A 24,093-nucleotide genomic window follows, 5' to 3' on the forward strand; every position below is an offset into this window, starting at 1 on the left:
GGTTCTAGGGGGCCGTCCCCTGAGGGGTCAGGTCCTGCAGGCCCACCACCCGCAGCAACTGCAACCGCTCGTACGCGTCCGTGCCCGGGCGGGCCGTGTGGACGACCAGGAGGTGGTGGTGTTCGTGGCTGACCATGACCTCGCAGTCGAGCTCCAGTAGGCCGACCACCGGGTGCACGAAGCGTTTCGTGGCCTTGTTGCGCTGGGACACCTCGTGCTCGTCCCACAGCCGGGCGAACTCGGCGCTGGCCGACCGGAGTTCGGCGACCAGGGCGGTCGGTTCCGGGTCGTCGGGGCGGGCCGCTGCCACCGCGCGCAGTGTGGCGACCTGGGTGCGCGCGTGGTCCGCCAGGTCCTCCTCGGGAAAGAGCGTGCGCGCGCTCGGGTCCAGGAAGAAGAGCCGGGTCAGATTGCGCTCGCGCCGCGGGCGGGACATCACGTCACCGACCAGCGCCCTCGCCATCGCGTTCTGCGCCAGCACCTCCCCGCAGTCGTTCACCACCTGCGCCGGGGTGTCGTGCAGCCGGTCAAGGATCAGCAGCAGCCCCGGGCGGACATGCGCCGACGCCGTCTCCCGGCGCGGCGGCTCCTCACCGGCCAGGTGGAACAGATGGTCCTGCTCCACGTCCGCCAGGCGCAGCGCCCGGGCCAGCGCCGTCAGCATCTGACGGGACGGCCGCGGGCCACGGGACTGCTCCAGCTGCGTGTAGTAGTCCACCGACATCCCCGCCAGCTGCGCCACCTCCTCCCGGCGCAGACCCGGTGTGCGGCGCCGGGCGCCCGGTGTCAGGCCCACGTCGGACGGGTTCAGCCGGGCGCGGCCACGGCGCAGGAAATCGGCGAGTTCGGGTCGGTTCACCCCTCCAGCGTGCGGCACGCCGGCCGGCTTATCCAGGGACTGTCGATCCCCTGATCAAGAGGTCTCTCCCGGTGCCCGCGCGGCCGTTCCACGCTGGTCCCGACGAGAGGAGCAGCAACATGCTGACGTTGGTGACAGGTACGACAGGACAGGTCGGCCGGCGCTTCGTACCGAGGCTGCTGGCGCAGTCCCGGCCGGGGGAGGGGGTACGGGTGCTCGTGCGGGACGCGACCCGGGCCGAACCCTTCGCGGAGCTCGGCGCCGAGGTCGTCGTAGGAGATCTGCGGGACACGGAGGCGCTGGCCAAGGCCGTCGCCGGGGTGGACGCCGTCGTGAACGTCGCCGCGGCCTTCCGGGGCGTGCCCGACGAGGAGGCGCGGGCCGTCAACCGGGACGCGGCCGTGGAGCTGGGCCGTGCCGCGTTGGCCTCCGGCGTTCGGCGGTTCGTGCAGGTCAGCACCGGTCTGGTGTACGGCACCGGGCGGGGGCGGCCGCTCACCGAGGACGACGAGTCCCTCCCGGGCGGGTCGATGTGGGGTGCCTACCCCGAGTCCAAGGCGGCGGCCGAGCGGGCGTTGCTCGCGCTGGAGGGGCTGGATGTGCGCGTCGCCCGGCTTCCCTTCGTGTACGGCGAAGGGGATCCGCATCTCGCGCAGTCGCTGATGTGGGCGAAGAACTGGGCGTCGGCCCAGCGGTTGCACATGGGGCACCACGCGGATGTCGCTCAGGGGCTGCTGCGGGTGCTTCATGCGCCGGGGATCTCGGGGCGGGTCTACAACATCGCCGACGACGCGCCGGTGACGGCGGTGGAGTTGCATCAGCTCAACGGGGTGGAGATTCCGGGGGAGTTGTACGAGCGGGTGGATCCGGATCCGTGGCTGGTGATCATGTCCACGGAGCGGATTCGGCGGGAGCTGGGGTATCGGCCGGTGTATCCGTCTGTTTATGCGGCTCGGGAGGCCGGAGCGTTGTGATCTGCGGGTCCGTTGTGGCTGGTCGCGCAGTTCTCGCGCCCCTGAAAAGCCTCTAGTCGACGCTCCTTATACGGCCGACCAGTACCGCCCCGGCCAAACCCACCGCCGCCGCCACCCCGTACAGCACCCGGTATCCGCCGAGGTGGGTGACGATCGGCGCGGCCAACGCGGGGGCGGCCACCTGGGGGAGCGCGTTCGCCACGTTGATGACGCCCAGGTCCTTGCCGCGGTCCGCGGCCTTGGGCAGGACGTCCGTCATCAACGCGAAGTCGACCGACATGAACACCCCCAGGCCCACCCCCAGCAGCGCCGCCACCACGATCGCGCTCGGCCAGGTCTGCCAGACGGCCAGCAGGGCCGTGGCCACCGCCATCAGGACCCCTGACCAGCGGACGAACGGCTTGCGGCGGCCCACGCGGTCCGACCAGATGCCGCCGACCACGACCGTGGCGAGCAGGGCCACGCTGTCCACCGCCGTGAGGATCAGTACGCCCTGCTCGGGGTCGTCGTGATGGAGGCTGTCCCGCAGGTAGTAGAGGAGGTAGAGGATCACCAGCGCGTTGCTGAGGTTGATCAGGAAGCGGGTCAGCCAGGCCCAGGCGAAGTCGGGGTGGCGGCGCGGGCTCAGCCAGAACCCGCGGACGAACGACCGCCAGGACCAAGGAGGTCGGTCCGCGGGCGCCAGTGTCAGGTCGCGGTGGCGCAGTACGTACGGCAGCACACCCGCCACCGCGAACACCGCGCACGCCGCATAGCCCGCCGCGATGCCGCCCGCCGCCGTCGCGAGGCCCGTGCCGACGACCGCGCCCAGGATCTGTGCCGCCCCGATCCAGCCGCCCACCACGCCCCGCTGGAGGCGCGGCACCCGGTCGGGGACGGCCGCCGTGACCGCCGCGAACGCCGCGTTCAGGGTGAGCTGGACCAGGCACCAGCCGAGTGTCATCAGCCAGAGCCTGTCCGCGCCCGCGAGCAGCAGCAGCGACAGGGCGCCGCCCGCCGCCCCGGCCACGATCCAGGGGCTGCGGCGGCCCCAGCGGGCCGTGGTGCGGTCCGACAGCGCGCCGAAGAACGGGTTCGCCGCCAGCGACACCACCGCGCCCACGCCGGTGACCCAGGCCAGCAGCGTCTCCTTCGACATGCCGGTGCCGGGCGCGAAGTCCTCCGCCTGGCGGGCCAGCAGGATCTGGAGGGGGCCGTACCAGCCCACCCAGATCGCCACGTTGGCGAGGGAGAGGGAAGCCGTCCAGCCCCTGCCGACCCGCTCGACCGGCTCCGTGAGGGCCGTGCTCACCTCTGGGCCCGGAGCAGGTCCCGGTACCAGCCGTAGGACGCCTTCGGGGTCCGGGTCAGGGTCTCGAAGTCGACGTGCACCAGGCCGAAGCGCCGCGCGTACCCCTCCGCCCACTCGAAGTTGTCCATCAGCGACCACACGAAGTACCCGCGGACGTCCACACCCGCCTCGACGGCCTGGTGCAGGGCGCGGACGTGGCCGTCCAGGTAGGCGATCCGGTCCTGGTCGTCGACGCCCTCGTAGGAGCAGCCGTTCTCGGTGATGACGACGGGCGGGAGGCGGTCGCCGTAGCGCTCGCGCATGCCGGTCAGGAGCTCGGTCAGGCCCTCCGGGACCACCGGCCAGCCGAAGTCCGTCACCGGGACGCCCTCGATCTCCTGGACGGAGAAGGGGAGTTCGGCGGGGATCGTCAGACCGCCGAACTCGATGTCCTCGCCCTGCGGGGCGCCGACGCGGGTCGGGGCGTAGTAGTTGACGCCGTAGAAGTCGAGCGGCTCGGAGATGACCTTGAGGTCGGCGGCCACGTCACCCGGCATCAAGTCGCCCAGCCCGGAGGGGTATTCGCCCAGCAGGACCGGTTCGGCGAACAGGCGGTTCAGCAGCAGGTCGTAGAAGTCGGCCGCCTCGACGTCCGGTTGGTCCTGGGACGCCGGCCAGGTCGGCCCGTGCGAGTTCGCGATCCCGATGTCCGTGGCGCCGGCCGCGCGCAGTGCCTGTACGGCCAGGCCGTGGCCCAGGAGCTGGTGGTGGGCGGCGGGCAGCGCGTCGAACATCAGCTGCTTGCCGGGGGCGTGGGCGCCGAGCGCGTGGCCGAACAGGGTGTGCTCGGCGGGCTCGTTGAGGGTGATCCACTTGGTGACGCGGTCGCCGAGCCGGTCGGCGACGAGGGAGACGTACTCGGCGAACCGGGAGGCGGTGTCCCGGTTCAGCCAGCCGCCCTCCTCCTGGAGGGCCACCGGCAGGTCCCAGTGGAAGAGCGTCGGCACCGGACGCACACCCGCCGCGACGAGTTCGTCCACGAGACGGTCGTAGAAGTCGAGGCCCTTCTCGAAGCGCACCCGCGGCCAGGAGACCGAGAAGCGGTACGCGTCCACGCCGAGGCCCGCCAGGAGGGACACGTCCTCGCGGTAGCGGTGGTAGTGGTCGCAGGCCACTTCCGCCGTCGAGCCGTCCTTCACCCGGCCCGGCTCGGCCGTGAACGCGTCCCACACGGACCGCTCGCGCTCGTCCGCCGCGCCCTCGATCTGATGGGCCGAGGTCGAGACGCCCCACAGGAAACCGTCGGGGAACCGGGGGATCGCATGCTCTTCAGTCGCCATGCGCCGGATCATGGGTACCGGCGGGTAGGGAAGTCAACGGGCAGGCGTGAACAAGCAGTTACGCGCCCTCTTTGAGTACCTTCGAGATCAGTTTCCGCTGCTCTTCCGTCAGCCGGGGATCGGCCGCGTACACCGTCCTGCCGTCCACGGTGATCTCGTAGCTGAAGCCGTCCGGGACGCCGATCGGACGGGTGCCCCGGCCGGCGGCGAGCGCCTTCTCGGCCAGGGCCTGCCATTCGTGGGCATCGGGCCGCCCGGAGGTGTCGACCTCCTTGTGCCGCTCGATGCCCGCGAACCCGCCCGTGCGCCTCACCTGAATACGCATGGGTCCTGTCTAGTACGGACTCACAGGATCCGCACCCCGACCTGCTCCCACGCCTTCGACACGGCCTGGAGCTCCTCGCCGCCGTCGCCGAAGCGCTCCCGCGCGGCCTTGACGGTCAGCTTCGCGAAGTCGTTGAACAGCGCGCGGTCGGAGAGCTCGCCCCCGGTGAGGACGTCGTACCAGATCTGGCCCGCGCGCTCCCAGGCGTGGCCGCCGAGGGCGGTCGCCACCAGGTAGAACGCGTGGTTGGGGATGCCGGAGTTGATGTGCACGCCGCCGTTGTCGCGTCCGGTGCGGACGTAGTCGTCCATGGTCGCGGGCTGCGGGTCCTTGCCGAGCACGTCGTCGTCGTACGCGCTGCCCGGCTCCTTCATCGAGCGCAGGGCCTTGCCGGAGACGCTGGGCGCGAGAAGGCCCGCGCCGATCAGCCAGTCGGCCTCGGCGGCGGTCTGGCCGAGCGTGTACTGCTTGATGAGCGAGCCGAAGACGTCGGACATCGACTCGTTGAGGGCGCCCGGCTGGCCGTAGTAGGTGAGGTTCGCCGTGTACTGCGTGACGCCGTGGGTGAGTTCGTGGCCGATGACGTCGATCGGGATGGTGAAGTCGAGGAAGATCTCGCCGTCACCGTCGCCGAACACCATCTGCTCGCCGTTCCAGAAGGCGTTGTTGTAGTTCTCGTCGAAGTGGACGGTCGCGTCCAGCGGGAGGCCGTCGCCGTCGATGGAGTGGCGGGTGTAGGCCTTCAGGTAGAGGTCGAAGGTGGCGCCGAGGCCGGCGTAGGCGCGGTTGACGGTGGCGTCCTGGCCGGGGTCGGAGCCCTCGGCGCGGACCTTCGTGCCCGGCAGGTCGTTCCTGTGCCCGGCGTCGTAGATGGTGCGCAGCGGCTGGTCCGACGGTGCCTTCGCCGTCGGCGCGGCCGCGAGGCCGAACTCGGTGGTGACGCGGCGGCGGCCGCGCAGCTCGCTGTCGCGCATCAGGGTGCGCTGGGCGGGACCGGAGAGTGCGGGATCGTCGTTCCGGGCCAGCTTGTCCAGGACATGCGGCGGAATGACGGTACAGAAGACGGGCTCGAAGCCCCCGTTGGTCGTCATGCCCGGCACCCTTGCACTGGGTCATGACCGTGTCACTAGTCGCAACCATGATTGGTGAAATATACGGACAGAAGCGAGCACTCTCCGTGACGAAGTGGTATGGCGCACTTTTTGTCCCGTTTATCTCTCGGGTCCCGCATACTGATACGGCGCCCCGCACCGGAACCGGCTCGGCTAGCATGCTTCGCATCATGCGTTTCGGGCTGCTTCTTCTTAGCTGCCGCGGCGAGGGCCTGTAGTCCAGGTCGACTCCCTCCCCGCGGAGCTTCGTGTTGCGTGTCGGCCGTCCTTTCCGGACACCTCTAGGAGCCCCGCAATCATGGCGAACCGCCAGCAGCCCAGTTCCATGCCGATCCACAAGTACGGCCAGTACGAGCAGGTCGACATCCCGGACCGCACCTGGCCGGACAAGCGGATCACCGTCGCCCCCCGCTGGCTCTCCACCGACCTGCGCGACGGCAACCAGGCCCTGATCGACCCGATGTCGCCCGAGCGCAAGCGCCGGATGTTCGACCAGCTGGTCAAGATGGGCTACAAGGAGATCGAGGTCGGGTTCCCGGCGTCGGGCCAGACGGACTTCGACTTCGTACGGTCGATCATCGAGGAGCCGGGCGCGATCCCGGACGACGTGACGATCTCCGTACTGACCCAGGCCCGAGAGGACCTGATCGAGCGGACCGTGGAGTCCCTGAAGGGCGCCAAGCGGGCCACCGTCCACCTGTACAACGCCACCGCGCCGGTCTTCCGCCGGGTCGTCTTCCGGGGCTCCAAGGACGACATCAAGCAGATCGCCGTCGACGGCACCCGCCTGGTGATGGAGTACGCGGAGAAGCTGCTGGGCCCGGAGACCGAGTTCGGCTACCAGTACAGCCCCGAGATCTTCACCGACACCGAGCTGGACTTCGCGCTGGAGGTCTGCGAGGCGGTGATGGACGTCTACCAGCCGGGTCCGGGCCGCGAGATCATCCTCAACCTGCCCGCCACGGTGGAGCGTTCGACCCCCTCCACGCACGCGGACCGCTTCGAGTGGATGCACCGCAACCTGTCCCGCCGCGAGTACGTGTGCATCTCGATCCACCCGCACAACGACCGCGGCACCGCCGTCGCCGCGGCCGAGCTGGCTCTGATGGCCGGCGCCGACCGCGTCGAGGGCTGTCTGTTCGGGCAGGGCGAGCGCACCGGCAACGTCGACCTGGTCACCCTGGGCATGAACCTGTTCTCGCAGGGCGTCGACCCGCAGATCGACTTCTCCGACATCGACGAGATCCGTCGCACGTGGGAGTACTGCAACCAGATGGAGGTCCACCCGCGCCACCCGTACGTGGGCGACCTGGTCTACACGTCCTTCTCCGGCTCCCACCAGGACGCCATCAAGAAGGGCTTCGACGCGATGGAGGCCGACGCGGCCGCCAAGGGCGTCACCGTCGACGACATCGAGTGGGCGGTGCCGTACCTGCCCATCGACCCGAAGGACGTCGGCCGCTCCTACGAGGCCGTGATCCGGGTCAACTCCCAGTCCGGCAAGGGCGGTATCGCCTACGTCCTGAAGAACGACCACAAGCTGGACCTGCCCCGCCGGATGCAGATCGAGTTCTCCAAGCTGATCCAGGCCAAGACGGACGCCGAGGGCGGCGAGGTCACCGGCTCGGACATCTGGGCGGTCTTCCAGGACGAGTACCTGCCGAACCCCGAGAACCCGTGGGGCCGTATCCAGGTCAAGAACGGCCAGTCGACGACCGACACCGACGGCGTGGACACCCTGAAGGTGGAGGCCACCGTCGACGGCGTCGACACGGTCCTGACCGGCTCCGGCAACGGCCCGATCTCCGCGTTCTTCGACGCGCTGGCGAAGGTCGACATCGACGCCCGGCTCCTGGACTACCAGGAGCACACGATGAGCGAGGGCGCCTCCGCGCAGGCCGCCTCCTACATCGAATGCGCGATCGACGGCAAGGTTCTGTGGGGAATCGGCATCGACGCGAACACGACGCGTGCGTCCCTGAAGGCGGTCGTCTCGGCCGTCAACCGAGCCGCTCGATAATCCCTCTGACCGGGGGTTTTGGGGCCTTGATCGCTGTATACGGCGATCAAGGCCCCGTCGTTTATCGGCCATCGGGGCGTGGAGGTCACGAGCAGGTCTCGTCCGGGGTGCTGACTCCGCCTCACTCCTGTGGCTAACATCACGCAAGCGCGGCGATGTTGCCGCGAGGTTGCGGAGGTGTGACGTGCTGCCTGGACGGGGACGAAACGGCCGTGCTGCCAGGCCTGCGCGCCTCCTGGGCACCCGTACCGCGTGGACGACCGTCGGCGACGGCGAGTTCTTCTGCCCCGGGTGCGGAGGGGACCGCAACTACCAGCGTCTGACCGGCCGCCGCCGCTTCACGCTGCTCGGCGTCCCGGTCCTGCCGCGCGGCGACACCGGCCCCGTGGTGGAATGCGCGGCCTGTATGCGCCACTTCGGCACCGACGTGCTGGACCACCCCACCACCACCCGCTTCTCCGCGATGCTCCGCGACGCCGTGCACACGGTCGCGCTCGCCGTCCTCGCGGCGGGCGGCACCTGCTCCCGCACCTCCCTGGAGGTCGCGGCCGCCACGGTCCGCGCGGCCGGCTTCGACGACTGCACGGAGAACCAGCTGGAGACCCTGGTCGAGGCCCTCGCCGAGGACACCGGCCGGGTCTACGACCGCCCCTGCGGAGCCGGCCTCGCCATAGAGCTCCACGAGGCACTGGACCCGCTCGCCCCGCACCTCGCCCCGGCGGGCCGCGAGTCGATCCTCCTCCAGGCGGCCCGGATCGCCCTCGCGGACGGCCCCTACACCCCGGCGGAACGCGACGCCCTCTCGACGGTCGGCACGGCCCTGACGATCTGCGCGGACGACGTGACGCGGTTGCTGGCGGCGGCCCGGACGCCGTCCTGATACTCCCGCGGGAGTAACGCCGACCGCCGGGCCACCCCCGGCAGTACCCCTCAACTCGCCCTCCGGCCCGACGATTCGCCCCCTCCCCGCCGGGAGTCTGGAACCGACCCAGACGTCCGAACCGGAGGGGGGCCCGTCGATGGGGGCCGTAAAGACGAGCGCACGGCGGCGAGCCGTGCCCTGGCTGGTGCTGGGGTTGTGGATCGTCGTGCTGGCGGCTGTGTCGCCGTTCGCGGCGAAGCTCGCCGACGTGCAGCGGGACCGGGCCGTGGACTACCTGCCGGCGAGCGCCGACTCGACCCAGGTCGCGAAGATCCAGGAGGAACTGCCCGGGGGCGGGGCCACGCAGATGGTCGTCGTCTACCACCGGGAGGGTGGGCTGACCGCGGCCGACAGGGCGACCGCCGCCGAGCAGGTCGGGCGGATCGCGGACACGCACACGCTCACCGCCGAGCCGCGGGGGATCCCGTCCAAGGACGGGACCACCGTGATGTATCCCGTGGCCAGCACCGAGCCGGGCACGGACGAGAAGGCCCGCGACCTGCTCGTCAACGATGTGCGGGACATCGCCAGGGGCGGGGACGGGCTCGCTGTCGAGGTCGGCGGGGAGGGGGCCCTCGCCACCGACGCCGGCGAGGTCTACGACTCGCTCGGTGGGCCGCTGCTCTACACCACCGCCGGAGTCGTCGCCCTGCTGCTCATCGTCATCTACCGCAGCCCGCTGCTGTGGCTGGTGCCGCTCGGGGTCGCGGGCATGTCGGAGTTCCTCGCCCGAGGCGTGGCCTACGGGCTCCACCAGGGATTCGGCACCTCCGTCACCGGTCAGAGCGGCGGCATCATGACGATCCTCGTGTTCGGCGCGGGCACCGACTACGCGCTGCTGCTCGTCTCCCGCTACCGGGAGGAGCTACGGCGCACCGAGCGGCCCCACGACGCCATGGCGGCCGCACTGAAGGGCTGCGGACCCGCCGTGCTCGCCTCCTCCGGGACCGTGGCCGCCGGGCTGCTGTGCCTGCTCGCAGCCGACCTCAACAGCAGCCGAGGCATGGGCCCGCTGGGGACGGTCGGGGTGCTGGTCGCGCTCGTCGCGATGATGACCCTGCTGCCCGCGGTCCTGGTGCTGCTGGGGCGCCGGGTGTTCTGGCCGCTCGTGCCGCGCTACGGCAGCACCCCCAAGGTCCGCCGGTCCCTGTTCGCCGCGATGGGCAGCTCAGCCGGGCGGCGGCCGCTCACCGTGCTGGCCGGCGGGGCCGTACTGCTCGGAGCGCTCGCCCTCGGCGCGCTGAACCTGCCCGGCAGCATCAAGCAGGAGGACTCCTTCACCACCAGGCCGGACGCCGTCGCCGCCATGCAGACGCTCGCCGAGGCGTATCCGGAACGGGGGACGCAACCCATCAGCGTCATGACCCCGGCCGGCCGCGCCGACGCCACCCTCGCCGCGATCCGGGGCACCGACGGCGTCGACAGCGCCCAGCAGGGCCGTACCGGAGGAGGCTGGACCGAGATCGCCGTCACGGCGAAGGACGCCCCGCAGTCCGCGGGGGAGACCGCCACCATCGAGGCACTGCGCGACAAGCTGGACGGGTCGTACGTCGGCGGGCCCAGCGCCCAGCAGATCGACCTGGAGGACACCAACGCCCGGGACCGGTCCATCGTCGTGCCGATCGTCCTCGTCTCCGTGCTGCTGATCCTGATCGCGCTGCTCAGGTCGCTGGTCGCACCGCTGATCCTGGTGGTCGCCGTGGTCGCCGTGTGGGGCGCGGCCCTCGGCATCGGCGGGCTGGTCTTCGGGCCGGTGTTCGGGTTCGAGGGCACCGATCCCGGACTCGGACTGCTGTCCTTCGTGTTCCTGGTCGCTCTGGGGGTCGACTACGGCATCTTCCTGATGCACCGGATGCGCGAGGAGTCCCTGGCCGGCGCCGAACCCGTCGACGCGGCCCTCACCGCGCTGCGCTCGACCGGCGGGGTCATCGCCTCGGCCGGCCTGGTCCTCGCGGCCACCTTCGCGGTCCTCACCAACATGCCGCTGGTCCAGCTCGTCGAGCTGGGCTTCGTGATCGCGGTGGGCGTGCTCCTCGACACCTTCCTCGTGCGGACCTACCTGGTCACCAGCGCCGCCGTCGCCCTGCGCCGGAAGGTGTGGTGGCCGGGGCCGCTGTCCCGGGCACCCGAGCCGCCGGTCCGGACCGAGCGCCAGCCGGAACCCGTGTGACGAGGTCGGCCCTGGGCGCCCTTCCCTCCCGGAAGGGCGCCCTCCGCCCCGAAGATGAGACCGTGCTGCACACCACCGGACCCCGACTCGACGAGCGGATCATGGCGGCGGTCAACCGCGACCCGCGGACCGCCCCGCACGGCACCCGCAACGACGCCCTGCTCGCCGCCGTGCTCGCGGCGGCCGCCGTGTGCGTCGGGCTGTTCACCGACGAGGCCCGCCGCCCGGACGCCCTCGGCTGGACGCTGCTGCTCACCGCCCACGCGCCCGTCGTCTGGCGGCGCCGCCGCCCGCTGCTCGTGCTGGCCGCGGTGGCGGCGCTGATCGTGCCGTACCACGCCCTCGACTACAACCACATCGCCCCCACCCCGGCCGTCTACGTCGCCCTCTACACGGTCGCCGTCACCGGCCGCCCCCTGCGGACCGTCCTGACGGGCGCCACCGTCCTGACCGTCTCCACGAGCGTCATGCTCACCGTCAGCACCCACCAGGCCGTCGAACTGCTGCGGATCTCCGGCTGGATCATCGCCGTCCTGTTCTGCGGGATCGACGTCCGCTACTACCGCGAGTACGTCCGAGCGATCGTCGAGCGCGCCGAGAAGGCGGAACGCACCCGCGAGGAGGAAGCCCGCCGCCGGGTCGCCGAGGAGCGCCTGCGCATCGCCCGCGACCTGCACGACCTCCTCGCGCACACCATCACCCTCATCGGCGTGCAGACCTCCGTCGCCGCCCACGTCCTGGCCGCCGACCCCGAGCGCCTGGACCGGGAGACGGTCGCCAAGTCCCTCGACGACATCGCCGAGACCTGCCGCGCCGCGCGCGGCGAACTCCGCACGACGCTGGAGGTGCTGCGCGAGCACGGCCTGCCCGACGCCCGCGGCCCGCTGCCCGGCCTCGACGGCCTGCCCGACCTGGTCGCCGCGGCCCGGCTCGCGGGCGCCCGCGTCGACCAGGACCTGTGCGTCCGCGCCGACCCGCCGCCCGCCGTCGGCGCCGCCGCCTACCGGATCGTGCAGGAAGCTCTCACCAACGCGGTCCGGCACGCCGGGCCCCGACCCGCCGTACACCTGCGGCTGTACGACGAACCCGGCGCCCTGCGAGTGTCGGTGACCGACGACGGCACCGGGCCCGCACCCGGCGGCACCCCCGGTTTCGGACTGGTGGGAATGCGGGAGCGGGCCCGCAGCGTGGGTGGCACACTCGACGCCGGACCACGGCCGGACGGCGGCTTCGAGGTGACGGCCGCGCTGCCGCTCACCATGGGGGAGGGAACCGTATGACCATCCGCGTACTGCTCGCAGACGACCAGACCCTGGTGCGGGCCGCGTTCGCCATGCTCGTCGAGTCGGCCCGGGACATGGAGGTCGTGGGACAGGCGGGCAGCGGGCGGGAGGCCGTGGCGGCGGCCCGCGAGGTGCGGCCCGACCTGGTGGTGATGGACATCCGCATGCCCGACCTGGACGGCATCGAGGCGACCCGGCTCATCGCGGCCGACGAGACCCTCGCCGGGGTGCGGGTCCTGGTGCTGACCACCTACGACACCGACGAGAACATCGTCGAGGCGTTGCGCGCCGGGGCCTCCGGCTTCCTCGTCAAGGACACCCGCCCTGCCGAACTCCTCGACGCCATCAGGACGGTGGCGGCCGGCGAGGCACTGCTCTCGCCGGGGCCGACGGCCCGGCTGATCGAGCGGTTCCTGCGCAGCCCGTCCATGCCGACGGCGGGCACGGGCGACGGCCCCGAGTGCCTCTCCGAGCGGGAGCGCGAGGTGCTGGCCCTGGTCGCGCGGGGCCTCAACAACACCGAGATCGCGGAGGCGCTGGGCCTCAGCCCGCTCACCGCGAAGACGCACGTCAGCCGGATCATGGGCAAGCTGGGGGTCCGGGACCGGGCCCAACTGGTCATCGTGGCCTACGAGTCGGGGCTGGTGACACCGGGGACCCCGTGACGGGCCGGCGCCCTAGAGCAGTCCGGCCCCGGCCAGGAACTTCCCCACCCGCGCCACCTCGGCCCCGGACAGCGGCACCTGCGGCTCCGCCGTCACGGGGCAGTCGATGACACCCCGCAGGTGCAGCGCCGCCTTGAAGGCGCCCAGGGCGGACGACGAGGCACCCATGCGGGCCGGGTCGCCCACGCTCACCATGCCGAACAGGGCGCACAGCCGCTCCTGTTCGGCCCGGGCCGCCTCCAGATCGCCCTCGCGGAACAGCCGGTGGAGACGGACGTACCCCTCGGGGTCCACGTTGGCGAGCCCGGGCACCGCGCCGTCCGCGCCCACCGCAAGGGCCGCGTCGACGAGGAGCTCGGAGCCGGTCAGGGCGCTGAAGCCGGTGATGTCGGGGCGGGTGCGGGCGCCGGAGACGACCTCGCGGAAGGCGGCGAGGTCGCCGCTGGAGTCCTTGAGGCCGGCGAGGACGCCCTCCGCGGCGAGGTCCAGGACGAGGTCCGCGGGGAGTTTGGTGTGCACGCCCACCGGAAGGTCGTAGGCCAGGACCGGGACCGGGCTGCCCGCCGCGACCAGCCGGTAGTGGCGGGCGATCTCCGCCGGGTGGGTGCGGGTGTAGAAGGGGGCCGTGACGACGACCGCGTCGGCGCCCGCCGCCGTGACGGCCCGCACATGGTCCAGGACCCGGGCCGTCGTCATGTCGATCGCCCCGGCCAGCACCGGGAGCCGGCCCCCGACGTGCCCGGTCACCGCCTCGACCACCAGCCTGCGCTGGGCGTCGGTCAGGAAGGCCGCCTCGGACGAGGTGCCGAGCACGAACAGCCCGTGCACCCCGGCCGCGACCAGATGGTCGACGAGCCTGAGCAGTGAGGGCACGTCCACCTCGCGGTCCGGTGTCAGAGGCGTGCAGACGGGCGGTACGACACCGGTCAGCGGGGCGGGAAGGGTCATCGGGGCTCCTCGGGATCGGCCGTCCACCGATCCTCCCGCACCGGGCGAGGGAGCGCCGACCCCTGTACGGCGCCCCCTCGCCCCGGGCCGGCCCGCTACTGCACCTGCTGGTACGTCTTGTCCTCGTCCGAGTCGTAGATCAGCTTGCCGTCCTTGTCGTAGCCCTTGACGTGCGGGTTCCTGGTGACCTGCTCGGTCAGGGTGCCGGCGGCGGCGAACCAGCCGTGGTCGAGGGCGGCCTCGCTGGTGGCACCGCCGTAGGAGACGGTCACCTTGGCCACCGTCGGAGCGACCTCACCGATGAAGCCCCAGCTGAACGGCAGCTTCCAGTTGCCCTTGTCCAGGAAGGACTGCTGGTAGAGCTTGTTGGTGTTGATGTCGGCCACCACGGGCGGTGAGTCCGCCTTGCGGTCGCTGCCGCTGCTGATGTTGGCGCCGGAGGTCTCGCCGTCCTTGATGTTGCAGGCCAGCCGGATCTGCGTCGGCTGCTCCTTCACGGCCACCACCCAGATGCCGTCACCGGGCGCGTTGGAGTCACCCGTGCTGTTCAGCGCCAGGATGATCCGGTACTCGTCGGCCGTGCCCAAATGCATGTCCCGGGAGCCCATGGCCACGTTCGCCCGGTCCCAGGCGAGACAGTTGTCGAGCCCCTTCACCGCCTGCGCCAGCGTGATCCCGTCCCGCAGCTGCCCTGCCGTGGCGGGCCCCGCCGGTCCACTGGGGGTGGGGGAGGGCGTGGCCTTCGGCGTGGGGCTCGCGGACGCGCTGGGTGTCGTCGCCGTGTCGGCCGTCCCGGTCCCCCCGCCCCCCACCGCGAACGCCCCCACCGGCACCGCGGCCAGCGTCACCAGGGCCGCCCCGGCCACCACCACCCGGCGGCGCCGCTCGACCACGCCCTGGCGGCGGATCTGCGGGTACGGCACCGGCGAGGGGCGGATCGTGTACGCGTCCTCGCTGAGCAGCTCCCGCAGTTGCTCCTCGAAGTCCCGCTCCCCTTCGCTCATGTCGCTCACCTCGTGCCTCCCTGCGGGGCGCGGTCCATGACCTGCGCGAGCCCCGGATACGTACGCAACTTCGCCAGTCCCTTGGACGCCTGGCTCTTGACCGTGCCCTGCGAGCAGCCGAGCACCTCGGCGACCTCCGCCTCCGACAGGTCCTCCCAGTAGCGCATGACGATCACCGCCCGCTGCCTGGGCGGCAGCCCGGCCAGCGCACCCAGCAGCACGCCCCGCTCGTCGACCCGGGCCACCGCCTCGTCGCGGCCCGCCCGCTCCGGCGGCGCGTCCGTCAGCGACTCCTTCACCCGCCGCTTGCGGAAGCGGTCGCTGTTGCACGTGACGAGCATCCGCCGGACGTACGCCTCCGGGTTGTCGCTGCCCGCGACGCGCCGCCAGGAGCGGTACGCCTTCGCCAGCGCCGTCTGCGTCAGGTCCTCGGCGTGGTGTGCGTCGCCGGTGAGCAGGTAGGCGGTCCGCACGAGGTGCGACCACCTGGCTCTGACGAATTCCTGGAACCGATCCTCTTGTTCGGCCTGCATCAAGCACCCTCCCTCGCCCTCCAGACCACGGTCGGGGCGGATTCGGTTGCCCGTGCGGCGACGACAGGTTCGAATGTCCCCATGAACGGGTGGGACGAACAAGGGCCGGGCATCCTCCGGTTGCCGTCCGGGCGTCTGGTGCGGGGCCGTGGCCTGCGGCACGGGCTGGATCCGGCCGCGCCGACACCGTCGTACGGCGTCTATCTCCTCGGCGGGAAGCCTCCCGAGGTCCCCTGGGAGTCCCGCTGGCTGCGCTGGCCGGACTTCCGGCTGCCCGCGGACCGCGCCGAGGCCCGTGCGGTGCTCACCGACGCCTGGCGGCGGTCCGCCGGCGAACGCGTCGAGATCGCGTGCGGCGGCGGCAAGGGCCGCACCGGAACGGCCCTTGCCTGCCTGGCGGTTCTGGACGGGGTGCCCGCCGCGGAGGCGGTGGCCTACGTCCGCGCGCACTACGACCGGCGGGCGGTGGAAACCCCCTGGCAGCGCCGGTACGTCCGGCGCTTCTGACCCGTCAGCCCAGGGCGCCGGCGACCACCGCGGCCGCGTCGGCGACCAGGGCGTCGTCGCGTACGGCGTCCGGCTCGGACATGGTCGACAGGACGGACAGGACGATCGGATCGCCCTTCTCGGTCCAGACGACACCCACGTCGTTGGCGGTGCCGTAGGAGCCGCTGCCCGTCTTGTCGGCGATCCGCCATGTCTTCGGCAGACCCGCGTGGAAGCGGTCGACGCTGGTCGTGTTGGACAGCAGCCAGTGCGTGAGCAGGTCGCGGTCCCGGCGGTTCAGGGCGTCGCCGAGGACCAGCCGGCCGTAGGTGCGACCGATGGCGTACGGGCTCGTCGTGTCCGTCAGCCGCCAAGGCTCGGCGGTGTTGAGCTCGGGCTCCCAGCGGTCGAGGCGGCTCACGCCGTCGCCCAGGGAGCGGGCGAAGCGGGTGATCGCGGTCGGGCCGCCGAGTTCGCGCAGCAGGAGGTTGCCGGCCGTGTTGTCGCTGAAGGTGATGGCCACCTCGGCGAGCTCGGCGATCGTCATGCCCTCGGCGAGGTGGGCCGCCGTCTGGTCGGAGCCCGGCTGCACCAGGTCGGCCTCGGTGTAGTGGATCCGCCGGGCGAGCACCTCGCCGTGCCGGTCGAGGTCACGCAGGACCGCGGCGGCCGCGAGGGCCTTGAAGAGGGAGCACATGGGGAAGAGCTCGTCGGCGCGGAAGCGGACGGACCGCTTGGTCGTGAGGCGGTGCGCGAAGACGCCGAGGCGGGCGTCGTACCGCTGCTCCAGCGCGCGCAGGCGGGTGGAGACGCCGTCGTCGGCGGCGTACGCGCTCGTGCCGGTCAGGAAGGTCGCCGTACCGGCGGCCAGGAGGGTGCGTCGGGACAGTTTTCCGGAGACTAAGATCTCGCTCTCCTTCGTCAGGGGACAGATGCCGATCTCTTCAGTGATCGACGCCGACGGTCATCCCTTGGTTGCACGGCCGTGGACCATCGGCGGACGGACAGGCCCCGTCCGCGGCCGACACAGTGGCGGCATGGAGAACACCACGGGGATCAACCGGGCACGGTTCCTGGCGGGAGCGGCCGGGCTCGGGGCCGCCGCGCTGCTGCCGGCGGGCCGGGCGGAGGGGACCGCGCGCAAGCCGGGACTGGAGCGCCACGGCGTCGTCTACACCGTCGGCGCCGGCGAGACGCCCGGCACCGCCTGGAGCGCCGCCCGCATGCGCGGGGACATCCGGGCCATCCGCGACGACCTGCACGCCGACACCGTCGACGTCACCGGCGACGGCGTCGAACGGCTCACCGCCACCGCCGCCGAGGTGGCCGAACGCGGGTTGCACGTCTGGCTCCAGCCGACCCTCGGGGACGTCCCCCGGCGGGACATTCTCGACCACCTGGCGGAGACGGGCCGGTTCGCGGAGCGGCTGCGGCGGCAGGGCGCGAGCGTGGAGCTCAGCGTGGGCTGCGAGTTCTGGCTGTTCGTGCCGGGCATCGTGCCGGGGGACACGGCCCTGGAGCGGATCGAGAACCTGACGAAGGGCGCCTACGACCCGGTGCGGACGCAGCGCGAACTGGACCGCTTCACCGCGCGGGCGGCCGAGGTGGGCCGCTCGGTCTTCCACGGCCGCCTGAGCTACGCCGCCGCCCAGGACGACAAGGTCGACTGGACCCTGTTCGACGTGGTCGGCATCGACTACTACTCCTTCTTCCGTCACCCCCGGGACCACGTGCGCCAGTTGAGGCAGTACCTCCGCTGGGGCAAGCCCGTCGCCATCACCGAGTTCGGCAGCTGCACCTTCGTCGGCGCCCCCGAGGCGGGCGGCATGGGCTGGGACATCGTCGACTACGACAAGGACCCGCCGGAGATCAAGGGGAACGTCGTCCGCAGCGAGCGCACCCAGGCCGTCCACCTGACCCGGCTCCTCGACGTCTTCGAGTCGATGGGCCTCTACGCGGCGATGGCCTTCGAGTTCCTCACCGCGGACGCCCCGCACCGCCCCGACGACCCCCGCCACGACCTCGACATGGCGAGCTACGGCATCGTCAAGGCGATCAAGGACCGCCCCGACGACCCGCGCTCGGACTGGCACTGGGAACCGAAGGAGGCGTTCCACGCGCTGGCCCGGCGGTACGGGAGGTGCCGTCAGCGGCAGTAGCGGTCCCGGTCGGGCCGCTCGCCCGTGGCCAGGAAGCGGGACACGAGCGCGTCCCCGCACGCGGTGCCGTTGTCGAGGTAGGCGTCGTGCCCGGTGGAGTCGTTGACGACCATCACGGCCCGCCGGCCGAGCGCCTCACGGAGCTTGAGGGCACCGCTGAGCGGGGTGGCGGGGTCCCGTTCGTTCTGCACCATCAGGATGTTGGACGGGCCCCGGTCGGAGACGTGCACCGGTGCCTCCTTCGGCTCCCACGGCCAGGCGGTGCACGGCATGGCGTTCCTCGGCATGCCCGCGGTCAGCGGGAACCCGGCCCGGCTCGCGGCCACGCCCTCGCGGTAGACCGCGGGGTCGCCCGGCCAGTCGACGTCGTTGCAGATGGTGGCGGCGGCGACCGCGGTGGCGTTCTGGAGGGCGGCCTCGGGCGGACCGGCCGGTGCGGGCGGCACGGTTCCCTTCCGCGCGGCGAGGATCAGCTTGGCGAGCGTCGGGTAGTCGTCGGGGTCGTAGAAGGAGTCGAGCATCGTCTGGCGCAGGACGTTGCCGTTCAGCTCCGCGGGGTTGGCGCCCGGCCAGGGGATCGGCTCGCGGTCGAGACGGGCGGCGAGCTCCAGGAACAGGGGGCGCACCTCGGCGGCCGTGCCGGCGAGGCGGTCCGGATTGCCGGGCGCGGACGCCCACGCGGCGAACTCCGGGAAGTTGTCCTCGGCGCCCCGCTCGAACGCGGCGAGCCAGGCGCGCTCCCCGAGCACGGGGTCCGGGTTGTCGTTGCTGTCCAGGACGACCCGGTCGGTGCGGCCCGGGAACAGCTGGAGGTAGGCGTCGCCGACGTAGGTGCCGTACGACACACCCCACAGGGACACCTTCCGCTCGCCGAGCGCGGCGCGGACGCGGTCGAGGTCGCGGGCCTCGTTGAGGGTGCTGATGTGCCGGATCAGTTCGCCGCCGTTGCGCTCGCAGGCCTCGGCGACGCGCTTTCCGGCGGCCATGTTCGCGTCGACCGAGCCGTCCGCGGCGGGCCAGGGCAGCAGGGTGGTCCGGGCCAGGTCCCGCTGTTCGAGACCGCAGTCGACGGCCGTCGAGGGGGCCATCCCGCGGGGCGCGAACCCGATCAGGTCGTAGGCCTCGCGGACCTTCTTCGGCAGCTTCTGCCCCTTCCCGGAGGGGTCGTTCATGCTGTCGCCGCCGGGCCCGCCGGGGACCAGCAGGAGGACACCGCGCCGGGCGGCCGGGTTCTCGCTGGGGATTCGGGAGACGGCGATCTCGATCCTCGGGCCGTCCGGGTCGGTGTGGTCCATGGGCACGGAGACGGTCGTGCACCGCTGGCGCGGATCGAGGCCGGGGCCCTCGCACTTCGTCCATTCCAGCGCCGGGGTCCGAGAGGCGGCGGAGGCGGTCAGCGGCGTCACGACACCGAAGACGACACCGGAGGCGGCGGCGATCAGGGCGAGACTCTTCGTCATCTGCTTCATGCCAGGAGCCTCGCGGATCTCCCGGCGCGGCCCCATCCGGTCAACTGCCGGATCGTCAGGGGGGTTTACCCCCCTCGGGCCCGACCACGGCGAGGTGTCTCCTGCGGACCCGGACGACCACCGGTCCGCGTAGGCGAGAATGGGCCCATGAGTCTGTTCCGCGACGACGGCATCGTGCTGCGCACCCAGAAGCTGGGCGAGGCGGACCGGATCAGGCTGTGTCTGCCCGGGGGGCGACCCCCGGACCCCCGGCCGGTGACCGGTGGGGGTGTGCGGTGAGTCTGTTCCGGGACGACGGAGTCGTGCTGCGGACGCAGAAGCTCGGGGAAGCGGACCGGATCATGCTGTGTCTGCCCGGGGGGCGACCCCCGGACCCCCGGCCGGTGACCGGTGGGGGTGTGCGGTGAGTCTGTTCCGGGACGACGGCGTCGTGCTGCGGACGCAGAAGCTAGGGGAAGCGGACCGGATCATCACGCTGCTCACCCGGGGGCACGGGCGGGTGCGGGCCGTGGCTCGGGGGGTGCGGCGGACCAAGTCCAAGTTCGGGGCCCGGCTCGAACCCTTCTCCCACGTCGACGTGCAGTTCTTCGCGCGGGGGAGCGAGCTGATCGGGCGCGGGCTGCCGCTGTGCACCCAGAGTGAGACCATCGCGCCCTACGGTGGCGGGATCGTCTCCGACTACGCCCGGTACACCGCCGGGACGGCCATGCTGGAGACCGCCGAGCGGTTCACCGACCACGAGGGCGAGCCCGCCGTACAGCAGTACCTGCTGCTCGTGGGGGCCCTCAGGACCCTCGCCCGGGGTGAGCACGCCCCCCACCTCGTCCTCGACGCCTTCCTGCTGCGCTCCCTCGCCGTCAACGGCTACGCCCCCAGCTTCAGCGACTGCGCGAAGTGCGGAATGTCCGGCCCGAACCGTTTCTTCTCCGTCGCCGCCGGAGGCTCCGTCTGCGTGGACTGCCGGGTGCCCGGCAGCGTCGTACCCTCGCCCCAGACCCTGGAACTCCTCGCCGCGCTGCTTACGGGAGACTGGGAGACCGCGGACGCGAGCGAGCCGCGGTACGTCCGGGAGGGCAGCGGCCTGGTGTCCGCCTACCTGCACTGGCATCTGGAACGCGGGCTCAGGTCCTTGCGTTACGTAGAGAAGCAACCCTGAGAGGGAGACGAGAACCACCATGGTCGTACGCGGGATCCTCGGTCGTCAGCGCCGTGAGTACAGGACGCCCGAGCCGCACCCGTCCGGCGCCCGCGCGCCGAAGCTCCCCGGTGAGCTGATCCCCGAGCACGTGGCGATCGTCATGGACGGGAACGGCCGCTGGGCGAAGGAGCGCGGCCTGCCCCGCACCGAGGGGCACAAGGTGGGTGCCGAGCGCGTCCTCGACGTCCTCCAGGGCGCGATCGAGGCCGGTGTGAAGAACATCTCGCTGTACGCCTTCTCCACCGAGAACTGGAAGCGCTCGCCCGACGAGGTCCGCTTCCTCATGAACTTCAACCGCGACTTCATCCGCAAGACCCGCGACCAGCTCGACGAGCTGGGCATCCGGGTGCGCTGGGTGGGCCGGATGCCCAAGCTGTGGAAGTCCGTCGCCAAGGAGCTCCAGGTCGCCCAGGAGCAGACCAAGGACAACGACAAGCTGACCCTGTACTTCTGCATGAACTACGGCGGCCGCGCCGAGATCGCCGATGCCGCGCAGGCCCTCGCCGAGGACGTGAAGGCGGGCCGCCTCGACCCGGCCAAGGTCACCGAGAAGACCCTCGCGAAGTACCTGTACTACCCGGACATGCCCGACGTGGACCTGTTCCTGCGGCCCAGCGGCGAGCAGCGCACCTCCAACTACCTGCTCTGGCAGAGCGCGTACGCCGAGATGGTCTTCCAGGACGTCCTGTGGCCCGACTTCGACCGCCGCGACCTGTGGCGGGCCTGTGTCGAGTTCGCCTCCCGCGACCGCCGCTTCGGCGGGGCCGTCCCGAACGAGGAGCTGCTCGCGATGGAGGAAGCGATGAAGGGCGACCCGGAGGCCTGAGCCTCCGAGCCGCCCCTCGGGCGCTACCGCGTCAGCCGGTGGTGACCGCGGTGTCGTCGATCACGAAGCTGGTCTGGAGCGAGGAGTCCTCGACGCCCGTGAACTTCAGGGCGACCGTCTGCCCGGCGAAGGCCGACAGGCTGAAGGACTTCTGCACATAGCCACTGGCCGCGTTGAGGTTCGAGTACGTGGCCAGGGTCGTCGACCCGGCGGTCACCGTCAGCTTGTCGTACTGCGTGCTGGTGGTGGTCTCCGCGGTGTCGACGTGCAGGTAGAAGGTGAACGTGGTCTTCGTGCAGCCGCTCGGGACCGTCACCGACTGGGAGAGCGTGTCGGTGTGGGTGGAGCCGTAGCCGTCCAGCCACGCCTTGTAGGAGCCGGTGCGGGCGGCCTGGTCGCTGTCGTTGGTGATGACACCGCTGGACGCGGTCCAGGTCGTGTTGCCCGACTCGAAGCCCGGGTTGCCCAGCAGCTGGGTGGAGGTGCAACTGCCGCCACCGCCGGACGAGTTGACCGTCCAGGTGAAGGACGCGGTGCCGGTGGCCCCGGTGCTGTCGGTGACCGTGACGGTCGTGCTGTACGACCCCGCGGTCGTCGGCGTACCGGTGATCGCGCCGGTGGAGGAGCTGATCGACAGACCGGCGGGCAGCCCGGTGGCCGCGTAGGTCAGTGCGCCGCTGTTGGTGGAGCTCGCGCTGACCTGGAGGCTCACGGCCGTCCCGACCGTGCTGGTCTGGCTGCCCGGGTTGGTCACCGTCACGCCGGTCGACGGCACGGTGATGTGGCTGCCGACGTTGATGCCCGCGAAGGCGTTGCCGACCCCGGCGTACTGCGCGGAGCTGGTGCCGTAGAGGGCCGCGGCCGCGTTCAGGGCGGCGGTGCGGGCGCCGGCGTAGTTGGTGCTGGACGTCATGTACGTCGTCAGCGCCTTGTACCAGATCTGGAGGGCGGCGGCCCGGCCGATCCCGGCGACGGCGACCCCGTCGGAGGTCGGGCTGTTGTAGGTAACGCCGTTGATGGTCTTGGTGCCGCTGCCCTCGGAGAGCAGGTAGAACATGTGGTTCGCGGGCCCGGACGAGTAGTGCACGTCGAGGTTGCCGACCCCCGAGTACCAACTGTCCGCCGAACCGCCGTCCTTGCTCGGCTTGTCCATGTACCGCAGCGGCGTGCCGTCGCCGTTGATGTCGATCTTCTCGCCGATGAGGTAGTCGCCGACGTCGGAGGAGTTGTTCGCGTAGAACTCCACACCGGTGCCGAAGATGTCGGAGGTGGCTTCGTTGAGGCCCCCCGACTCACCGGTGTAGTTGAGCCCGGCCGTGTTGGAGGTGACGCCGTGGCTCATCTCGTGTCCGGCCACGTCCAGCGAGGTCAGCGCGTGCGTGTTGCCCGAGCCGTCGCCGTAGGTCATGCAGAAGCAGTCGTCGTCCCAGAAGGCGTTGACGTACCCCGAGCTGTAGTGCACGCGGCTGTAGGCGGCGACCCCGTCGTTCTTGATGCCGCTGCGGCCGAAGGTGTTCTTGTAGAAGTCCCAGGTCTCCTGGGCGCCGTAGTGGGCGTCCACCCCGGCGGTCTGGGTGTTGGAGCCGGAGCCGGTGCCCCAGGTGTCGTCGGCGTCGGTCATCAGGGTGCCGGTGCCCGAGGTGCCGTTGTTGAGGCTGTACGTCTTGTGGCCGCCGCGCGAGGTGTCGTACAGCTGGTACGTCGAACCGGACAGCGTGGTGCCCAGGGTGACCGTGCCGCTGTACTGGCTGTTGCCGGTGCCGGTCTCGACGCCCTCGAAGCGGGAGAGCTCGGCGCCGGTGGTCGCGTCGGTGATGACGTGCAGCTTGCTGGGCGTGCCGTCGTCCTGGAAGCCGGAGACCACTGTCTCCCAGGCGAGCTTCGGGGCGCCCGAGCCGGCCCAGATCACCTTGCGGGCGCTCTGCGCGGCAGGCTTCTCGGCCTTCAGCGCCTTGGCCGTCTTCAGCGCCTTGGTCTCGGCCGCCGCCTTGCCGAAGGTCGCGGTCGTGGACTTCACCGAGACGGTACGGCGGTTGTTGTTGAAGGTGGCGCCGAGCGTGCCCGTCGCCTGTGCGGCCGGGGGAGTGTGCACGACCAGGTCGCCGCCGAGGACGGGCAGGCCGTCGTAGGTGCGCTCGTACCGTGTGTGGAGGGTGCCGTCGTTGTCCTTGACGACGTCCTTGACGACCAGTTTCTCCTTGGCGCCGAGGCCCAGGGAGTCGGCGGTCGCCCCGGCCCTGCCGGAGGCGCTCTGGATCAGTGCCGTGCGCTGGGCCGGGGAGAGCTTGGCCTCCAGGCCTCCGGTGCGCAGCGGGCTGGGGTGGGGGGAGGCGGGCCCGGCGGCCGCGGGGACCGTCTGGACGCCTACGGCGAGGAGGGACGCGGCGGCCACCAGGGACGCGGCGACGGCGGATCTTCGTGGGGAGGGTCTCACTCGTACTCCTACTGCGACGACGGGGGTGGAGGTGCCGTGCGGGAACTGCGTGAGAGCTGGCAGGAGAGTGGCACGGTTGTCCGGGTCATGTCATGC

General features: G+C 71.6%; 22 protein-coding genes. 11 read left to right on the forward strand and 11 right to left on the reverse strand.

What is annotated here, in order from left to right:
- Positions 1–4: 4 nt before the first annotated feature.
- Entirely contained in the window at positions 5–859 is an 855-nt protein-coding gene (locus OHN19_RS29045; protein ID WP_330267020.1) for a helix-turn-helix transcriptional regulator, read from the reverse strand.
- A gap of 119 nt (positions 860–978) precedes the next feature.
- Between OHN19_RS29045 and OHN19_RS29050 the strand changes: the two genes are divergently transcribed.
- Positions 979–1,833 (forward strand): NAD(P)-dependent oxidoreductase, encoded by an 855-nt coding sequence (locus OHN19_RS29050; RefSeq protein ID WP_330267021.1) that lies wholly within the window; start codon positions 979–981, stop codon positions 1,831–1,833.
- Between the two features lie 52 nt (positions 1,834–1,885).
- Here the strand turns inward: OHN19_RS29050 and OHN19_RS29055 are convergent, their stop codons facing one another.
- The 4 genes from OHN19_RS29055 to OHN19_RS29070 are packed head-to-tail and all read right to left on the reverse strand — an operon-like array spanning position 1,886 to position 5,859.
- The gene (locus tag OHN19_RS29055) at positions 1,886–3,124 is read right to left on the reverse strand and encodes an MFS transporter (protein ID WP_330267022.1); all 1,239 of its coding nucleotides are present in this window, start codon (positions 3,122–3,124) and stop codon (positions 1,886–1,888) included.
- Positions 3,121–4,455: a GH1 family beta-glucosidase gene (locus OHN19_RS29060; RefSeq protein WP_419249541.1), complete on the reverse strand. Its 1,335-nt coding sequence runs from the start codon at positions 4,453–4,455 to the stop codon at positions 3,121–3,123. Before OHN19_RS29060 ends, OHN19_RS29055 begins: the two co-directional genes overlap by 4 nt.
- A 46-nt stretch (positions 4,456–4,501) precedes the next feature.
- Complete coding sequence (locus OHN19_RS29065) at positions 4,502–4,768, reverse strand: protealysin inhibitor emfourin (RefSeq protein ID WP_123760637.1); 267 nt, start codon at positions 4,766–4,768, stop codon at positions 4,502–4,504.
- 20 nt (positions 4,769–4,788) lie between these two features.
- Positions 4,789–5,859, reverse strand: coding sequence for a M4 family metallopeptidase (locus tag OHN19_RS29070; protein WP_330267024.1), 1,071 nt, complete (start codon positions 5,857–5,859; stop codon positions 4,789–4,791).
- A gap of 319 nt (positions 5,860–6,178) precedes the next feature.
- Between OHN19_RS29070 and leuA the strand changes: the two genes are divergently transcribed.
- The 5 genes from leuA to OHN19_RS29095 all read left to right on the forward strand — a co-directional run bounded on the left by leuA (position 6,179) and on the right by OHN19_RS29095 (position 12,940).
- Positions 6,179–7,900 carry a 2-isopropylmalate synthase gene (gene leuA / locus OHN19_RS29075; RefSeq protein ID WP_330267025.1) on the forward strand — a complete coding sequence of 574 codons (1,722 nt, stop codon included), beginning with the start codon at positions 6,179–6,181 and terminating at the stop codon, positions 7,898–7,900.
- Positions 7,901–8,084: 184 nt separating this feature from the next.
- Positions 8,085–8,780, forward strand: a complete 696-nt coding sequence (locus OHN19_RS29080) for a TerB family tellurite resistance protein (RefSeq protein WP_330267026.1) — start codon at positions 8,085–8,087, stop codon at positions 8,778–8,780.
- 139 nt (positions 8,781–8,919) lie between these two features.
- On the forward strand, positions 8,920–10,992 hold the full coding sequence (locus OHN19_RS29085) for an MMPL family transporter (protein ID WP_330267027.1): 2,073 nt from the start codon (positions 8,920–8,922) through the stop codon (positions 10,990–10,992).
- On the forward strand, positions 10,989–12,272 hold the full coding sequence (locus OHN19_RS29090) for a sensor histidine kinase (protein WP_419249542.1): 1,284 nt from the start codon (positions 10,989–10,991) through the stop codon (positions 12,270–12,272). The genes OHN19_RS29085 and OHN19_RS29090 overlap by 4 nt, the downstream gene beginning before the upstream one ends.
- Positions 12,269–12,940 (forward strand): response regulator transcription factor, encoded by a 672-nt coding sequence (locus OHN19_RS29095; protein WP_330267028.1) that lies wholly within the window; start codon positions 12,269–12,271, stop codon positions 12,938–12,940. The genes OHN19_RS29090 and OHN19_RS29095 overlap by 4 nt, the downstream gene beginning before the upstream one ends.
- Before the next feature lie 12 nt (positions 12,941–12,952).
- Here OHN19_RS29095 and OHN19_RS29100 read toward each other — a convergent pair whose 3' ends face one another.
- The 3 genes from OHN19_RS29100 to OHN19_RS29110 form a co-directional block, all read right to left on the reverse strand.
- A complete protein-coding gene (locus OHN19_RS29100) occupies positions 12,953–13,888 on the reverse strand; it encodes a dihydrodipicolinate synthase family protein (RefSeq protein ID WP_330267029.1) in 936 nt (311 codons plus the stop codon).
- 95 nt (positions 13,889–13,983) lie between these two features.
- Entirely contained in the window at positions 13,984–14,892 is a 909-nt protein-coding gene (locus tag OHN19_RS29105) for a hypothetical protein (protein ID WP_330267030.1), read from the reverse strand.
- Between the two features lie 5 nt (positions 14,893–14,897).
- Positions 14,898–15,425, reverse strand: coding sequence for a SigE family RNA polymerase sigma factor (locus OHN19_RS29110; RefSeq protein WP_330267031.1), 528 nt, complete (start codon positions 15,423–15,425; stop codon positions 14,898–14,900).
- Between the two features lie 81 nt (positions 15,426–15,506).
- On the opposite strand from OHN19_RS29110, the gene OHN19_RS29115 reads away from it, so the two are divergent.
- Positions 15,507–15,932, forward strand: a complete 426-nt coding sequence (locus tag OHN19_RS29115) for a protein phosphatase (protein ID WP_330267032.1) — start codon at positions 15,507–15,509, stop codon at positions 15,930–15,932.
- A gap of 4 nt (positions 15,933–15,936) precedes the next feature.
- Here the strand turns inward: OHN19_RS29115 and bla are convergent, their stop codons facing one another.
- On the reverse strand, positions 15,937–16,845 hold the full coding sequence (bla, locus tag OHN19_RS29120) for a class A beta-lactamase (RefSeq protein ID WP_330269735.1): 909 nt from the start codon (positions 16,843–16,845) through the stop codon (positions 15,937–15,939).
- A gap of 103 nt (positions 16,846–16,948) precedes the next feature.
- Between bla and OHN19_RS29125 the strand changes: the two genes are divergently transcribed.
- Positions 16,949–18,070 carry an abortive phage infection protein gene (locus tag OHN19_RS29125; RefSeq protein ID WP_330267033.1) on the forward strand — a complete coding sequence of 374 codons (1,122 nt, stop codon included), beginning with the start codon at positions 16,949–16,951 and terminating at the stop codon, positions 18,068–18,070.
- On the opposite strand, the gene OHN19_RS29130 is transcribed toward OHN19_RS29125, so the two are convergent.
- Positions 18,058–19,539 carry an alpha/beta hydrolase gene (locus tag OHN19_RS29130; RefSeq protein WP_330267034.1) on the reverse strand — a complete coding sequence of 494 codons (1,482 nt, stop codon included), beginning with the start codon at positions 19,537–19,539 and terminating at the stop codon, positions 18,058–18,060. The two genes, OHN19_RS29125 and OHN19_RS29130, sit on opposite strands and share 13 nt — an antisense overlap.
- 147 nt (positions 19,540–19,686) lie before the next feature.
- Between OHN19_RS29130 and OHN19_RS29135 the strand changes: the two genes are divergently transcribed.
- From OHN19_RS29135 to OHN19_RS29145, 3 genes are all read left to right on the forward strand, one after another.
- Positions 19,687–19,818, forward strand: coding sequence for a hypothetical protein (locus tag OHN19_RS29135; RefSeq protein ID WP_330267035.1), 132 nt, complete (start codon positions 19,687–19,689; stop codon positions 19,816–19,818).
- Between the two features lie 124 nt (positions 19,819–19,942).
- The gene (recO, locus tag OHN19_RS29140; protein ID WP_330267036.1) at positions 19,943–20,695 is read left to right on the forward strand and encodes a DNA repair protein RecO; all 753 of its coding nucleotides are present in this window, start codon (positions 19,943–19,945) and stop codon (positions 20,693–20,695) included.
- Between the two features lie 19 nt (positions 20,696–20,714).
- On the forward strand, positions 20,715–21,563 hold the full coding sequence (locus OHN19_RS29145; RefSeq protein ID WP_062235556.1) for an isoprenyl transferase: 849 nt from the start codon (positions 20,715–20,717) through the stop codon (positions 21,561–21,563).
- A gap of 31 nt (positions 21,564–21,594) precedes the next feature.
- Here the strand turns inward: OHN19_RS29145 and OHN19_RS29150 are convergent, their stop codons facing one another.
- On the reverse strand, positions 21,595–23,997 hold the full coding sequence (locus OHN19_RS29150; protein ID WP_330267037.1) for a M4 family metallopeptidase: 2,403 nt from the start codon (positions 23,995–23,997) through the stop codon (positions 21,595–21,597).
- Positions 23,998–24,093 lie beyond the last annotated feature (96 nt).

Source organism: Streptomyces griseorubiginosus (assembly GCF_036345115.1).
Classification (GTDB): domain Bacteria; phylum Actinomycetota; class Actinomycetes; order Streptomycetales; family Streptomycetaceae; genus Streptomyces; species Streptomyces griseorubiginosus_C.